Genomic DNA, 13,808 nt, shown 5'->3' with positions numbered 1-13,808 from the left:
CTGAAATTCCAGCCGGTCCAGAAAACATGCAAGCCGCGAAGCCACTGTTCGACTATCCCAAGTACTGGGCCGAATGTTTCGGGCCCGCACCCTTCTTGCCGATGAGCCGGGCGGAGATGGATCAGTTGGGATGGGATTCCTGCGACGTGATCATCGTCACCGGCGATGCCTACGTGGACCATCCCTCGTTCGGCATGGCGATCATCGGCCGGCTGCTGGAATCCCAGGGCTTTCGCGTCGGGATCATCGCCCAGCCGAACTGGCAGTCCAAGGACGACTTCATGAAGCTCGGCGAGCCAAACCTGTTCTTCGGCGTCGCCGCCGGCAACATGGACTCGATGATCAACCGCTACACCGCCGACAAGAAAATCCGCTCCGACGACGCCTATACCCCCGGCGGGCTCGCCGGCAAGCGCCCGGACCGCGCCAGCCTGGTGTACAGCCAGCGTTGCAAGGAGGCCTACAAGAACGTGCCGATCGTGCTTGGCGGCATCGAGGCCTCGCTGCGCCGCATCGCCCACTACGACTACTGGCAGGACAAGGTCCGCCATTCGATCCTGATCGACGCCTGCGCCGACATCCTGCTCTATGGCAACGCCGAGCGGGCCATCGTCGAGGTCGCCCAGCGCCTCTCCTACGGCGAGTCGATCCAGACCATCACCGACATCCGCGGCACCGCCTTCGTGCGCCGCGACACGCCCGAGGGCTGGTTCGAGATCGACTCCACCCGCATCGACCGGCCGGGCAAGGTCGACAAGATCATCAACCCCTACGTGAACACCCAGGACACCCAGGCCTGCGCCATCGAGCAGGAAAAGGGCGGCGTCCCGGAGGACCCGAACCAGCCCAAGGTCGTGCAGATACTGGAAAGCCCGCGGATGACCCGCGAGAAGACCGTGATCCGCCTGCCGTCCTTCGAGAAGGTGCGCAACGACCCGGTGCTCTATGCCCACGCCAACCGCGTGCTGCACCTGGAGACCAACCCCGGCAACGCCCGTGCCCTGGTCCAGCGCCATGGCGAGACCGACGTCTGGTTCAACCCGCCGCCGATCCCCATGACCACCGAGGAAATGGACTACGTGTTCGGCATGCCCTACGCGCGGGTGCCGCATCCGGCCTACGGCAAGGAGAAGATCCCGGCCTACGAGATGATCCGCTTCTCGGTGAACATCATGCGCGGCTGCTTCGGTGGCTGCACCTTCTGCTCGATCACCGAGCACGAAGGGCGGATCATCCAGAACCGTTCGGAAGAATCCATCATTCGCGAGATCGAGGAAATCCGCGACAAGGTGCCCGGTTTCACCGGCGTGATCTCCGACCTCGGCGGGCCCACCGCCAACATGTACCGCATCGCCTGCAAGAGCCCGGAAATCGAATCCGCGTGCCGCAAGCCGTCCTGCGTGTTCCCTGGCATCTGTCCGAACCTGAACACCGACCACTCCTCGTTGATCCAGCTGTATCGCAGCGCCCGTGCGCTGCCGGGCGTGAAGAAAATCCTGATCGCCTCCGGCCTGCGCTACGACCTCGCGGTGGAGTCGCCGGAATACGTGAAGGAACTGGTGACCCACCACGTCGGTGGCTACCTGAAGATCGCCCCGGAGCACACCGAGGAAGGCCCGCTGAATCAGATGATGAAGCCGGGCATCGGCACCTACGACCGCTTCAAGCGCATGTTCGAGAAGTTCTCCAAGGAAGCCGGCAAGGAGCAGTACCTGATCCCGTACTTCATCGCCGCGCACCCGGGTACCACCGACGAGGACATGATGAACCTGGCGCTGTGGCTGAAGGGCAACGGCTTCCGCGCCGACCAGGTCCAGGCGTTCTATCCCTCGCCGATGGCCAGCGCGACGGCCATGTACCACTCGGGCAAGAATCCGCTGCGCAAGGTCACCTACAAGAGCGATTCGGTCACCATCGTCAAGAGCGAGGAACAGCGCCGCCTGCATAAGGCGTTCCTGCGCTACCACGACCCGAAGGGCTGGCCAATGCTGCGCGAGGCGCTGGAGCGCATGGGTCGTGCCGATCTGATCGGTTCGGGCAAGCACCAGTTGATCCCGCTGCACCAGCCGCAGGTCGAGGGCTACCAGAGCGCACGGCGCAAGAACTCCACGCCGGCCGGCAGCAAGAAGGCCGGCGCCGCCGGCAAGTCCGGCAGCGGCGGCCGCATCCTCACCCAGCACACCGGCCTGCCGCCGCGGGGCAGCGACGGCAGCAACCCCTGGGACAAGCGCGAACAGGCCAAGGCCGCCGCCCAGGCGCGGCACCAGGCGAACAAGGCCGGTGCCGGCAAGAAGAAGACCGACAAGGCGCGACCGGTCGCGCCGCGCTGATCGAAGGGCTTCAGGCGTCGCGGCGTAAGCGCGGCAGCGGGAAGGGCCGGCCTTCGCCGTCGAGCGGCGAGCGGCCGATCGCCGCGAACCCATGCGCCGATAGAAGCCGAGGGCCTTCGGGTTCTGTTCGTTGACGTCGACCTCGTTCACCCGATGCTCCCGTCGCGCCTGCTCCCGCAGGCGTCGGCCAAGCCCCTGGCCATGCTAGGCGGGGTCGACGAAAAGCATTTCCACCCGCTGGCCCGCGCGGCCGAGAAAGCCGACGACGCGCTGCCGGTCGTCGCGCAGGCAGGTGAGCGCGACCTGGCTGAAATACCGGTCGCGGATCAGTGGGCGAAGCCGCTGGATAGCCGCCTCGGGGAGGAAGTCGTGGGTGGCGCGGACCGCCGTTTCCCAGACCTCGAGCAGGCGGGGCAGGTCCTCGGGTGCCGGCGTATCGATGAGGGAGGGCATAGGAGCGTTCCGGTTCTGTGTCGGAGCCTTTGGGCTCGGGATGGGTTGATCAGCGGCCATGATGCCAGGGGGCTGGCCAAAAACCCCGGTGCTCTTCTTTTGCCGGTCATTGCTGGTCGACGCGGCCTTGTTGTCCGACATCGTCTTGGCGCATATCCAAGCGCATTGCCTGCGCAGCCGGAGGCTCGAGCGCACGGATCATGGACGGCTGGGCTGGCGTTCGCTCCTGGGAGCACGGGGGCGGTTTGTGCGCCGCGCGTTCAGGCGCGCTTCAAAGGGGGACGCTGAAGGCGCTCATGCATCGGGTGTCTTGATCGGCGCGAGATCGAGGATTTCGTAATCTCCCCGGGCTGGGAGTCGGTCCAGGCCCAGGGGCTGTTCGTCCTCGTTGAGCACCGGATAGCGATAGACGAGGTATTTCTTGTCGGTTTCATGGCCGGCGTTCGGAATCACGACGAGCATCCCGCGAGTGCTCAGATAGAGCCGGAGGGGCGTCGCCTTTTCCGCGAACAGGATCACTTCGGTTTTGTAGGTTTCCGGGTTCTTCCTGACGAGGGCGCCCTTGAGGTAGGGCGACATGCCCTGGTACACGAAATAGAGCGCCTGGCCCTGACAGTTCGCGACGAGGGCCTGGCCAACGTAGTCCATGTCGGGGACATCCTGGAAGGCAGGCCTGGTTTCGCCGTCCATGTTCAAAAGTGGTGTTTCATGGGTATAGCCGTCGGGTTGCCCCAGGAGTTCCGCGAATGACCCATCCGCCATCTGGCAGCGGGTGATGGACCGGGGCGGCGACTCCTTGCCGGGATAAGGCGTGTTTTCCCCTTGGGCAGTGAAAGAGACCAGCGCGAGCGCCGTGGCCCCGAGCAGAAGCCTGGACTGCGGAACCCGCCTCGACTCGCGGGGCATCGGGTTCTGGTTCAAGGCTGGGGCTGGCGTGGTTTCAGGTGGATCGCCCGGTAGCCCGGCCGCTCCGGTAGGGCATCGCTACCCTGCGGTCCTTCGTTCACGTGGGCCTGGTAATCCTGCCCCTTGGTGCTATCGAAGCGGTAGACCAAGTAGGGTTCCGGGGTCTCGTTGCGCCCGGGGTTGGGCACCACCACGTACATGCCGTCCTGGCCGAGGTACAGCCATTCGGGTGCGGCGCGCTCGGCGAAGTCCATGCGCTCCCAGGCGCCCCAGACGGAATTGAAGCGCAGCACGACACTTTGCAGGAAGTTGGAATTGAACTCGCCGGTCAGGACCAGGACCTGCTCATCCTCTCCGGCGCATTGGATTTCCACGGAAGATCCTCGGGAATCTTCCTCCGGGTCCTCGTCGGCATAGAGGTAGTCCGCCTTGCCGTCGCGGACCAACCGATACAGGGCGGTGTCGCTGATGGGATGGGTGGCCAGGACCTCGACCTGTTTCTTTTCCGCGCTGCCCAGTTGGCACTGCGCCACTTTCTCCGATGCCGACACGGGCAGCGCGAAGAGCAGGCCCAGCAACAGGGAGGTCATCGCCGTCTTCATTTGACCATCTCATAGAGCGGCTGCATGGAATCCGGGGCCCGACGCAACTTGTCGGCGGCCGTCTTGATCTTCCGGTAGTAGACCCCGTTGCCTGAATCCCGGTAACGCCCGAATGCCTGCTCGGTGCCGATTTTCTTGTCCAGGAGATACTGCATGTACTCGGTACCCAGCTGGATGTTGACCGCCTCGTTGTAGATCAGCGCGCTCTGGTGCAATTCCTTGCCTTCGTCGAACGCGGCCTGGGTCACTTTATCGCTCGGCATGTGCCCTAGTTCTTTTTGCTTGCGGTATTTGAATACCTGCTGGACCGCCTGCTTCAGCAATTGCATGAGGCCCTTGGCGCTGCTGCCGGGTGCTTTGGCCATGGGGTCGAAACGCGATTCCATGTAGATCTGGCAGATGACCAGGTCGTTATCCAGGGTGGAGCGGTTGTTGGCGGAGACCAGCCGGCGGATTTCCTGCAGTCGCGCCCGTTCGGCGGGAGTGGTGCGGTCGATGCCGTTGCCGGAGCCCTGGCTGCCCACCGGGCCGGGGGCGGGGCTGAGGGTGCGGGCGAGGGTGCCGGTGTCGAGCGAGCCGCTGCGCGTGCCGCAGGTCGGGCCGGGGATGCGGTAACCCGTCATGGTGTCTTCCTGAGTCGTCACGGGTGAGGGAGACGCGCCGGCCAAGGAGGCCGCGGGCGGCTCCGCGAAAGCCCGTACTATGGCAAATTCCGCCGCCGATACCAGCTTCGCCTGTCGATTAATGAAACGCCGTCACAGAAGCACCGGGCACCGCCGGATGAGCGGGTTCAACCGGTGCGTCCCCGCCTGTCCCGTCGCCACAGCCCCAGGGTCACGCCCAGCAGCACGATGACGCCGCCCACGGCGTGATAGCCGTGCAGCGCTTCGCCCAGCAGCCACCAGGCCAATACCGCCACCAGGGGCGGCAACAGGTTCATGAACAGCGCGGTGCGGGCGGCACCCAGGCGGCGTATCCCGGTCATCCAGAAAAAGGGCGCGCCCAGCGACGCGGGCAGGGCGGCGTAGAGAATCAGCGGCGCGTTGGTGCCATCGATCGGCGTCATCGGCCCGGCGAGCCAGAAGGGCGCCAGCGCCAGGCTGCCGAAGCCGATCTGCACATACAGCTGTTGCCAGGTGCTCAGGGGCGAGGCCCAGCGCTTGAGCAGCACGCCGTACAGGGCGTTGGAGCCCACCGCCACGAGCATCCACAGGTCGCCGACGGCCATGCCGCCGCTCCACAGGCGTTCCGGCTGGCCGCGCGCGACGAGCCACAGCAAGCCGGCCAGCGACACCAGGGTGCCGGTCGAGCGCAAGGGGGTCAGCCGCTCCCCGGCCAGGGCGCTGGCGAGCAGCGCGGACAGCAACGGCATGAGCGCCACCAAGACGCCCATGTTAACCGCTGACGTGGTCTGCGCCGCCAGATAGGCGCAACCCTGGTAGGTGGCCATGCCCAGGGCGCCCAGCACCGCCAGGCGGGGGGCATGGGCGCGCACCAGGGCGCGCCGCCGCCAGACCGCGAAGCCGAGGAAGGGCGTGAGGATCAGCCAGGCCAGAAACCACCGGTAGAAGGCGATGGATGCCGGATCGATGGCGGCGGCGGAAGCCTTGGTCACCAGGGTATTGCCGGACCAGATCAGGATCGCCCCGAGCGGTGCCAGGCGGCCGAGCTGGGCCAGGGTAGCGTGGGGTGTGGGCATGTGTGGGCTTATCCAATCCGAAGCGGTGCGATGATTTTCCACGCGACGCAGGGTTGCCTACAGTGCAATCTCGCCATTGAATGCATGCATCTTTTGCACGGCTGCTGCGGAGGCACCATGCCCCAGTTGGATCTGAACCACCTGATCGACCTCGATGCACTGCTCACCGAGGGCAGCGTGGTCCGCGCCGCGCGGCGCCTCAATCTCAGCGCGCCGGCGATGAGCCGCCGCCTGGCGCGCCTGCGCGACGCCTTGGGCGATCCGTTGTTCGTGCTGGCGGGGCGTACGCTCGTGCCCACCGAGCGGGCGCTGGCCCTGCGCGAGCCGGTGCGAGCCGCCATCGAGGACGTACGCGGCATCCTGACACCGCCGCACGTGGATTTCGCGCGCCTGGAGCGAACCCTGGTGCTGCGCGCCAACGACGGCTTCGTCGGCGCCTGGGGCGCGCGCCTGGCCGCGCGTATGGCTGCCGAGGCGCCCGGGGTGAGCGTGCGGTTCCTGCTGCGGGTGGAAAAGGGCCGCGACGCGCTGCGCAGCGGCGCGGTGGACCTGGACCTGGGCGCCTTGCGGAACCCGGCCCCGGAAATCCACAGCCGTGCGCTGTTGAGCAGCCCCTTGGTGGGGGTTGTCCACGCGGGCCATGGGTTGGCCGCCGAATCCCAGGTGAGCGCCGAGGCCTTCGTCCGTTGGCCGCACCTTTGCGTATCGCGTCGCGCTCATGTCCCGGGGCCGATCGATGCGGCCCTCCAACTGCTCGGGCTCAGCCGGCGCATCGTCGTGATCGCGCCGGGCTTCCAGTCGGCCCTGGCCATGTTGCAGGGCACCGACTATGTCGCCGCCATCCCGGAAGCCTTCGTGCAATGGAGCGCCCTGGGGTCGGGCCTGCATCGCTTCGCCTTGCCGGTCGCCACGCCGCCGGTGGCGCTGGCGATGAGCTGGCATCCGCGCCGGCATGCCGACCCGGTGCACCTGTGGTTGCGCCGTCACGTGCTGGCGCTGGTCGCGGAATTCGCCGCCGCGCCTGGGGGGACGCACGTTCGTTGAAGGGGGCCGGGAGACGTCCGGATATCCCGTCCGCGGCGGGTCCGGCGGCTGCGTCTTGTTGCCGCAACCTATGGGAACTCGGCTCGCGCTCAGGCAGTCTGGAGTACGGCATTCGCCGAACCCTGCCAAGGAGACATCCAATGATTCGCAAGCTCATCGTCGCATCCGCGCTGGCCATGGCCAGCCTGCCGGTACTCGCTGCCCAATGCGAGGTAGACGTGAACTCCACCGACCAGATGTCCTACGAGACCAAGTCCATCGACATCAGCAAGAGCTGCAAGACCTTCACCGTGAACCTGAAGCACGTCGGCAAGCTGCCGAAGAACGTGATGGGTCACAACTGGGTGCTGAGCAAGACCGCCGACATGGTGGGCGTCACCAGCGACGGCATGGCCGCCGGCCTGGACAACAACTACCTGAAGGCCGACGACGCCCGGATCATCGCCCACACCAAGATCATCGGCGGTGGCGAGTCCGATTCCGTGACCTTCGATGTGTCCAAGCTGCAGGCCGGCGAGGATTACCAGTTCTTCTGCTCGTTCCCGGGCCATGCCTCGATGATGAAGGGCGCGGTCAAGCTGGTCGACTGATCGGCGAATCGTTTTCCCGTGCGCCCCGGCTGGTCCGGGGCGTTTCGTTTCCGCCCCAATCTGGCCTGCTCGCGTCCGCGATTTCTTCCGGCCCTCTCCCCGCCGCGTCCCTTCCCTCCGGTGATCCGCCGCCTTGAGCGGTTCCGCGCTCGCGCGTCTTTTTGGTGCGCGTAAAACCCGACTCGCCCGCAAAGGGTGCGTGGTCGTGCGCCTCTCCAGGCGTTACTGAAAGTAAACGCCTGTGGGCGATGTGGGGTGTTACAGATCAGTGGTAAAAAACAGTTGTTCAGAAGGTCGTCGGAAAAATCTATGGAAAAGCGACTTTTTTTTATCTCGATCCTATTTTTAAAGAGCTTTGCCAGCCCCTTCCACGGAATGGCATAAGGCTTGCTGTTCAGCAGCGGCCAATACTTAAAAAAACCTCCTCGGAGCAAACTGCATGTCGAAGATTTTTCAGAAAGGCTTTCTGGCTCTCGCCGTGTCCACCGCCATGGGCTTCGCCCAGGCGGATATCGTCGTCGGCGTCGGCGCTCCCCTGACCGGAGGCAACGCGGCATTCGGGGAGCAATTGTGGCGCGGCGCCGAGCAGGCCGCGGCGGACATCAACGCGGCCGGTGGCATCAACGGCGAGAAGATCAAGCTGGTGAAGGGCGACGACGCCTGCGAGCCCAAGCAGGCCGTGGCCGTGGCCAACCGCCTGGTGGACTCCGAGAAAGCCGTCGCGGTGATCGGCCACTTCTGTTCCTCGTCGACCATCCCTGCCTCGGAAATCTACGACGAGGCCGGTATCGTCTCCATCACTCCGGCCTCCACCAACCCGCAGGTGACCGAGCGCGGGCTCAACGGCGAATTCCGCATGTGCGGTCGTGACGACCAGCAGGGCATCGTCGCCGGCGACTACATCATCGACGTGCTCAAGGCCACCAAGGTCGCCATCGTCCACGACAAGGACACCTATGGCCAGGGCCTGGCCGACGCCACCAAGGCGCAACTGGCCAAGCGCGGCGTGAAGGAAGTGCTCTACGAGGGCCTGACCCGCGGCGAGAAAGACTTCAACGCCCTGGTCACCAAAATCCGTTCCTCGGGCGCCGAGGTGGTCTATTTCGGCGGCCTGCACCCGGAAGCCGGTCCGTTGGTCCGCCAGCTGCGCGAGCAGGGCGTCAATGCCAAGTTCATTTCCGGCGACGGCGTGGTCACCGATGAACTGGTCACCACCGCCGGCGGCCCGCAATACACCAAGGGCGTGCTGATGACCTTCGGCGCCGACCCGCGCTTGATCGCCGACGGCAAGGCGGTGATCGATAAGTTCCGCAGCGGCGGTTACGAGCCCGAGGGCTACACCCTGTATTCCTACGCCTCGATGCAGGCTCTCGCCGCGGCCTTCAAGGGCGCCGGCGGAACCGACGGCGCCGCGGTCAGTGCCTGGTTGAAGAGCCATCCGGTGGAAACCGTTATGGGCAAGAAGGAGTGGGACCAGAAGGGTGACCTGAAAGTCTCCGACTACGTGATGTACGAGTGGGACGACCAAGGCAAATACCACCAGAAGTAAACCGCTCCCTGGACGCGGGCCGCCCGACCGGGCGTACCGCCGTCGCCGTTCCCGGCCGCTCCGCGAACGGCCCGCTCACGAGGCGGGTCGGCCGCGGGCGTGCCGCCGTTCTTCCCTACGCCTATGAGACTGATTCATGGACGGCATTTTCCTGCAACAGATGATCAACGGGTTGACCCTCGGCTCGGTCTACGGACTGATCGCCATCGGGTACACCATGGTTTACGGCATCATCGGCATGATCAACTTCGCCCACGGCGACGTGTACATGATCTCCGCCTACCTCTCGGCCATCGGCCTGGCGGTTCTCGCCTTCTTCGGCCTCGAGTCCTTCCCGCTGCTGATCCTCGGCACCCTGGCCTTCACCATCGTGGTCACCGGCGTGTACGGCTGGACCATCGAGCGGATCGCCTACCGGCCGCTGCGCAACTCCACCCGCCTGGCACCGCTGATCAGCGCCATCGGCATGTCGCTGATCCTGCAGAACTACGTGCAGATCAGCCAGGGCGCGCGTCAGCAGGGCGTGCCCACCCTGCTCGAAGGGGTGATCAAGTTCCACGTGGGCGATGGCTTCGTGCAGCTCACCTACACCAAGCTGTTCATCATCTTGGTGTCCTTCGTCGGCATGGGCGTGCTGACCTACGTGATCCAGCGCACCAAGCTGGGTCGCATGTGCCGCGCGACCCAGCAGGACCGCAAGATGGCCTCCATCCTCGGGATCAACACCGACCGGGTGATTTCCTACGTGTTCGTCATCGGTGCGTCCATGGCCGCCCTGGCCGGCGTGTTGATCACCATGAACTACGGCACCTTCGACTTCTATGCCGGCTTCATCATCGGCATCAAGGCCTTCACCGCGGCGGTGCTCGGCGGCATCGGCTCGCTGCCGGGCGCCATGCTCGGCGGGCTGATCCTCGGCGTCGCCGAGGCGCAGTTCTCCGGCCTGGTCAATTCCGACTTCAAGGACGTGTTCTCCTTCTCCCTGTTGGTGCTGATCCTGATTTTCCGTCCCCAAGGGCTCATGGGCAGACCCCATGTAGCGAAGGTGTAAGCGATGTCGGTTAGAGAATCTTCGATCGATCTCAAGCGTTGCCTGATCGATACCGTGCTGGCCGGCCTGGTGGCCCTGATCGTGTTCGGCCCGATCGTCGGCGTGGTCCTGCAAGGCTATGACTTCAACCTGCAGCCGGCCCGGGTGGGTTGGCTGGTGGCGGTGGTGATGCTCGGCCGCTTCGGCCTCAGCCTGTTCCTGCAGACGCCGCGCGGCCGACGCATGGCCGACAGCTTCGCGGCGCCCTCGGGCGGCGTGCACGTGCTGCCGTCGGACCACCGGTCGATGCTGCGCTTCGTGATCCCGGTGGTCATCCTGCTGGCCATCGCCTTCCCGTTCTTCGCCAACAAGTACCTGCTCTCGGTGGTCATCCTCGGACTGATCTATGTGCTGCTGGGCCTCGGCCTGAACATCGTGGTCGGCCTTGCCGGCCTGCTCGACCTGGGCTTCGTCGGCTTCTACGCCATCGGCGCCTACGGCCTGGCCCTGGGCTACCAATACCTCGGCCTGGGCTTCTGGTCGGCGCTGCCGATGGTGGTGATCCTCGCCGCCTGCGCGGGGGCTCTGCTGGGCTTCCCGGTGTTGCGCATGCACGGCGACTACCTGGCGATCGTCACCCTGGGCTTCGGCGAGATCATTCGGCTGGTGCTGAACAACTGGATGGAATTCACCCGCGGCCCCAACGGCGTGCCGGTTCCGGGGCCGACCTTCTTCGGCCTGGAGTTCGGTCGGCGTGCCAAGGAACAGGGCAACGTGCCGATCCACGAGTGGCTCGGGGTGGCCTATAACCCCAACGCCCAGTTGATCTTCACCTTCGTCGCGCTGTTCGTGATGGTCCTGCTGGTGCTCTATATCAAGCAGCGGCTGACCCGCATGCCCATCGGGCGGGCCTGGGAAGCCTTGCGCGAGGACGAGATCGCCTGTCGCGCCATGGGCCTCAACCACGTGCTGGTGAAGCTTTCCGCGTTCATGATGGGCGCCGCCGTGGCGGGCATCGCCGGGGTGTTCTTCGCCACCAAGCAGGGCTTCATCGACCCGTCGTCGTTCACCTTCTTCGAATCCGCGCTGATCCTCGCCATCGTGGTACTCGGCGGCATGGGCTCGACCCTCGGGGTGGTGATCGCCGCCTTCGTGCTGACGGTTGCGCCCGAACTGCTGCGCAGCTTCGCCGAGTACCGCGTGTTGCTGTTCGGCATCGTCATGGTGCTGATGATGATCTGGAGGCCGCGTGGCCTGGTGCGCATCAGCCGGACCGGCTTCGCCGTGAGAAAAGGAGTGGCGCCGTGAGCAGGGACATCATTCTCTCCGTCGATCACCTGATGATGCAGTTCGGCGGCATCCGCGCGCTGAACGACGTGAACTTCGAGATCGAGCGGCATTCCATTTCCGCGCTGATCGGCCCCAACGGCGCCGGCAAGACCACCGTGTTCAACTGCCTCACCGGTTTCTACAAGGCCACCGGCGGACGCATCCTGCTGAACACCCAGGAACAGCCGACCAACGTCGGCAAGGTGATGGGCGAAGCCTTCCAGGCGCGGGATTTCATTTCGCCGCCGAGCTTCTTCAACCGCCTGCACTACAAGATGTTCGGCGGCACCCACCTGGTGAACCGCGCCGGACTGGCGCGGACGTTCCAGAACATCCGCCTGTTCCGCGAAATGTCGGTGGTGGAAAACCTGCTGGTGGCCCAGCACATGTGGGTCAACCGCAACCTGATCGCCGGGGTGCTGAATACGCCGGCCTACCGCCGCGCCGAGGAAAAAGCCCTGGACACCGCGTTCTATTGGCTGGAAGTGGTGGACCTGGTGGACAGCGCCAACCGCCTCGCCGGCGAGTTGTCCTACGGCCAGCAGCGTCGCCTGGAGATCGCCCGCGCCATGTGCACCCGTCCGGAAATCGTCTGCCTGGACGAGCCGGCCGCGGGGCTCAACCCGGCGGAGACCGAGCGCCTGAGCGCGATCATTCGCCGCCTGCGCGACGAGCACCGGATCACCGTGCTGCTGATCGAGCACGACATGGGCATGGTGATGAGCATTTCCGACCAGGTGATCGTGCTCGACCACGGCGCCTTGATCGCCGAGGGCCAACCCGAACAGATCCGTAACGATCCCAAGGTGATCGCCGCTTATCTCGGCGCCGACGAGGAGGAAGTGGCATGAGCACCTTGCTGGAGTTCAAGGACGTCGACGTCCACTACGGGCCGATTCAGGCCCTGAAGAAGGTGTCGTTGCACATCGACGAGGGCGAGACGGTGAGCCTGATCGGCTCCAACGGGGCCGGCAAGTCGACCCTGCTGATGTCGATCTTCGGCCAGCCGCGCGCCTCGGCCGGGCAGATCGTCTACCGGGGTGTCGACATCACGCGCAAGTCGTCCGACTACGTAGCGTCCAACGGCATCGCTCAGTCGCCCGAAGGCCGCCGGGTATTCCCCGACATGAGCGTCGAGGAGAACCTGATGATGGGGACCATCCCCATCGGCACCAAATGGGTGGAGGAGGACATGCAGCGCATGTTCGACCTCTTCCCGCGGCTCAAGGAGCGGCGCAACCAGCGCGCCATGACCATGTCCGGCGGCGAGCAGCAGATGCTCGCCATCGCCCGCGCGCTGATGAGCCGGCCCAAGCTGTTGCTATTGGACGAGCCCTCCCTGGGCCTGGCGCCGATCGTGGTCAAGCAGATCTTCCAGACCCTGCGGGAACTGGCGAAGACCGGCATGACCATTTTCCTGGTGGAGCAGAACGCCAACCATGCGCTCAAGCTCTCGGACCGCGCCTACGTGATGGTCACCGGGGAAATCCGCATGACCGGCACCGGCCAGGAACTGCTCGGCAACGAGGACGTGCGCAGCGCCTACCTGGGCGGCCACTGAGTCCGTCCCGCCGGGCTTCCGGCGGGTCCCGGTGTGAGGCGAGGGCCCGTTCGACGGGCCCTCTTTTTTCGGAAGGGTAGTTGCGTGCATGCCCGCACCCGGTGTCCGAGCCGGGACGGATCGCGGGCCCTGTCCATTACCAGGACGCTCGCGGAGGCCTCGCGGGCGATACCCACAAAACGTGTGGAAGGCTTTGTGGATAAGGTGGGCGCAGTGGGCCATGGGCCTAGTCCCACGCCGCTTGCGGCCAATCGGTCAGGTTTCGTCCACTAGCCGTTTATGCTCGTGAATCAAGGGCTTATAGAATTTAGCAAGGGATTTCCCGAGCGTCGGAGTTGTCCCCGTCCGCTGTAGATAAGTCTGTGGGAAAGCCGGGGAACGAACGCGCGAAGGCAGCGCCCTCGCGGCTTCGCCGCCGCTGTTCGACTTTTGATCGATACCTCTTCCGCTAGGCGGGTGCCTGATAGGTCCAGGCAGTGGGCGCCGATCTTCTCGGTTGTCCACGCATTAGGTGGAAGGCCCTGGGGTTCCCATGTGGATAAAGCGGGGGCGGATCCCGCCGTCCCGGGTCATTCGGGACTTGGCGGGGATGCGTACGAATTCGTACAGGGGCTGCGGCGCGGGTCGCCGTACTCCCGGCGCCCCGCCAGTACCGCGCATCGCGCGGGCGCGCTGTCGCTAGGCCGCACGGGGCAGTGGAAGGGTGTCGCGCATC

12 protein-coding genes and 1 pseudogene are annotated in these 13,808 nt (G+C 65.3%); 8 read left to right on the top strand and 5 right to left on the bottom strand.

Annotated elements, in window-relative coordinates; all coding sequences use genetic code 11:
• Positions 1-26 precede the first annotated feature (26 nt).
• A complete protein-coding gene (locus OGL92_RS04250; RefSeq protein ID WP_263140907.1) occupies positions 27-2,330 on the top strand; it encodes a YgiQ family radical SAM protein in 2,304 nt (767 codons plus the stop codon).
• Between the two features lie 10 nt (positions 2,331-2,340).
• Here the strand turns inward: OGL92_RS04250 and OGL92_RS04245 are convergent.
• The 5 genes and pseudogenes from OGL92_RS04245 to OGL92_RS04225 all read right to left on the bottom strand — a co-directional run bounded on the left by OGL92_RS04245 (position 2,341) and on the right by OGL92_RS04225 (position 5,990).
• Positions 2,341-2,783: pseudogene (locus OGL92_RS04245) on the bottom strand (GNAT family N-acetyltransferase).
• A gap of 294 nt (positions 2,784-3,077) precedes the next feature.
• A complete protein-coding gene (locus tag OGL92_RS04240) occupies positions 3,078-3,704 on the bottom strand; it encodes a hypothetical protein (RefSeq protein ID WP_263140906.1) in 627 nt (208 codons plus the stop codon).
• Positions 3,701-4,279 carry a hypothetical protein gene (locus OGL92_RS04235; RefSeq protein ID WP_263140902.1) on the bottom strand — a complete coding sequence of 193 codons (579 nt, stop codon included), beginning with the start codon at positions 4,277-4,279 and terminating at the stop codon, positions 3,701-3,703. The genes OGL92_RS04240 and OGL92_RS04235 overlap by 4 nt, the downstream gene beginning before the upstream one ends.
• An 8-nt stretch (positions 4,280-4,287) precedes the next feature.
• Positions 4,288-4,914: a transglycosylase SLT domain-containing protein gene (locus OGL92_RS04230; protein WP_263140899.1), complete on the bottom strand. Its 627-nt coding sequence runs from the start codon at positions 4,912-4,914 to the stop codon at positions 4,288-4,290.
• 167 nt (positions 4,915-5,081) lie between these two features.
• Entirely contained in the window at positions 5,082-5,990 is a 909-nt protein-coding gene (locus OGL92_RS04225) for a DMT family transporter (RefSeq protein ID WP_263140896.1), read from the bottom strand.
• Positions 5,991-6,107: 117 nt separating this feature from the next.
• Between OGL92_RS04225 and OGL92_RS04220 the strand changes: the two genes are divergently transcribed.
• The 7 genes from OGL92_RS04220 (at position 6,108) to OGL92_RS04190 (ending at position 13,093) form a co-directional block, all read left to right on the top strand.
• Positions 6,108-7,034 carry a LysR family transcriptional regulator gene (locus OGL92_RS04220; protein ID WP_263140892.1) on the top strand — a complete coding sequence of 309 codons (927 nt, stop codon included), beginning with the start codon at positions 6,108-6,110 and terminating at the stop codon, positions 7,032-7,034.
• A 140-nt stretch (positions 7,035-7,174) separates the two neighbouring features.
• Positions 7,175-7,624, top strand: a complete 450-nt coding sequence (gene azu, locus OGL92_RS04215) for an azurin (RefSeq protein ID WP_263140881.1) — start codon at positions 7,175-7,177, stop codon at positions 7,622-7,624.
• 439 nt (positions 7,625-8,063) lie between these two features.
• Positions 8,064-9,173: a branched-chain amino acid ABC transporter substrate-binding protein gene (locus tag OGL92_RS04210; RefSeq protein ID WP_263140879.1), complete on the top strand. Its 1,110-nt coding sequence runs from the start codon at positions 8,064-8,066 to the stop codon at positions 9,171-9,173.
• 136 nt (positions 9,174-9,309) lie between these two features.
• The gene (locus OGL92_RS04205; protein WP_263140877.1) at positions 9,310-10,224 is read left to right on the top strand and encodes a branched-chain amino acid ABC transporter permease LivH; all 915 of its coding nucleotides are present in this window, start codon (positions 9,310-9,312) and stop codon (positions 10,222-10,224) included.
• A 3-nt stretch (positions 10,225-10,227) separates the two neighbouring features.
• Positions 10,228-11,511: a high-affinity branched-chain amino acid ABC transporter permease LivM gene (gene livM, locus OGL92_RS04200; RefSeq protein WP_263140874.1), complete on the top strand. Its 1,284-nt coding sequence runs from the start codon at positions 10,228-10,230 to the stop codon at positions 11,509-11,511.
• Positions 11,512-11,543: 32 nt separating this feature from the next.
• Positions 11,544-12,383 carry an ATP-binding cassette domain-containing protein gene (locus OGL92_RS04195; RefSeq protein ID WP_263140978.1) on the top strand — a complete coding sequence of 280 codons (840 nt, stop codon included), beginning with the start codon at positions 11,544-11,546 and terminating at the stop codon, positions 12,381-12,383.
• Positions 12,380-13,093, top strand: a complete 714-nt coding sequence (locus tag OGL92_RS04190) for an ABC transporter ATP-binding protein (protein WP_263140873.1) — start codon at positions 12,380-12,382, stop codon at positions 13,091-13,093. Before OGL92_RS04195 ends, OGL92_RS04190 begins: the two co-directional genes overlap by 4 nt.
• The last annotated feature ends 715 nt before the right edge of the window (positions 13,094-13,808 follow it).

The organism is Pseudomonas sp. RIT-PI-AD, from assembly GCF_025642785.1.
GTDB lineage: Bacteria > Pseudomonadota > Gammaproteobacteria > Pseudomonadales > Pseudomonadaceae > Pseudomonas_T.
This window is presented reverse-complemented; position numbering and strand designations above follow the sequence as displayed.

Excerpts from the sequence above, each read along its gene's own strand:
- livM (WP_263140874.1), top strand. The coding sequence starts at position 10,228 with ATGTCGGTTAGAGAATCTTCGATCGATCTCAAGCGTTGCCTGATCGAT.
- azu (WP_263140881.1), top strand. The coding sequence starts at position 7,175 with ATGATTCGCAAGCTCATCGTCGCATCCGCGCTGGCCATGGCCAGCCTG.
- OGL92_RS04190 (WP_263140873.1), top strand. The coding sequence starts at position 12,380 with ATGAGCACCTTGCTGGAGTTCAAGGACGTCGACGTCCACTACGGGCCG.
- OGL92_RS04220 (WP_263140892.1), top strand. The coding sequence starts at position 6,108 with ATGCCCCAGTTGGATCTGAACCACCTGATCGACCTCGATGCACTGCTC.
- OGL92_RS04225 (WP_263140896.1), bottom strand. The coding sequence starts at position 5,990 with ATGCCCACACCCCACGCTACCCTGGCCCAGCTCGGCCGCCTGGCACCG.
- OGL92_RS04230 (WP_263140899.1), bottom strand. The coding sequence starts at position 4,914 with ATGACGGGTTACCGCATCCCCGGCCCGACCTGCGGCACGCGCAGCGGC.
- OGL92_RS04205 (WP_263140877.1), top strand. The coding sequence starts at position 9,310 with ATGGACGGCATTTTCCTGCAACAGATGATCAACGGGTTGACCCTCGGC.
- OGL92_RS04235 (WP_263140902.1), bottom strand. The coding sequence starts at position 4,279 with ATGACCTCCCTGTTGCTGGGCCTGCTCTTCGCGCTGCCCGTGTCGGCA.
- OGL92_RS04195 (WP_263140978.1), top strand. The coding sequence starts at position 11,544 with ATGATGCAGTTCGGCGGCATCCGCGCGCTGAACGACGTGAACTTCGAG.
- OGL92_RS04250 (WP_263140907.1), top strand. The coding sequence starts at position 27 with ATGCAAGCCGCGAAGCCACTGTTCGACTATCCCAAGTACTGGGCCGAA.
- OGL92_RS04210 (WP_263140879.1), top strand. The coding sequence starts at position 8,064 with ATGTCGAAGATTTTTCAGAAAGGCTTTCTGGCTCTCGCCGTGTCCACC.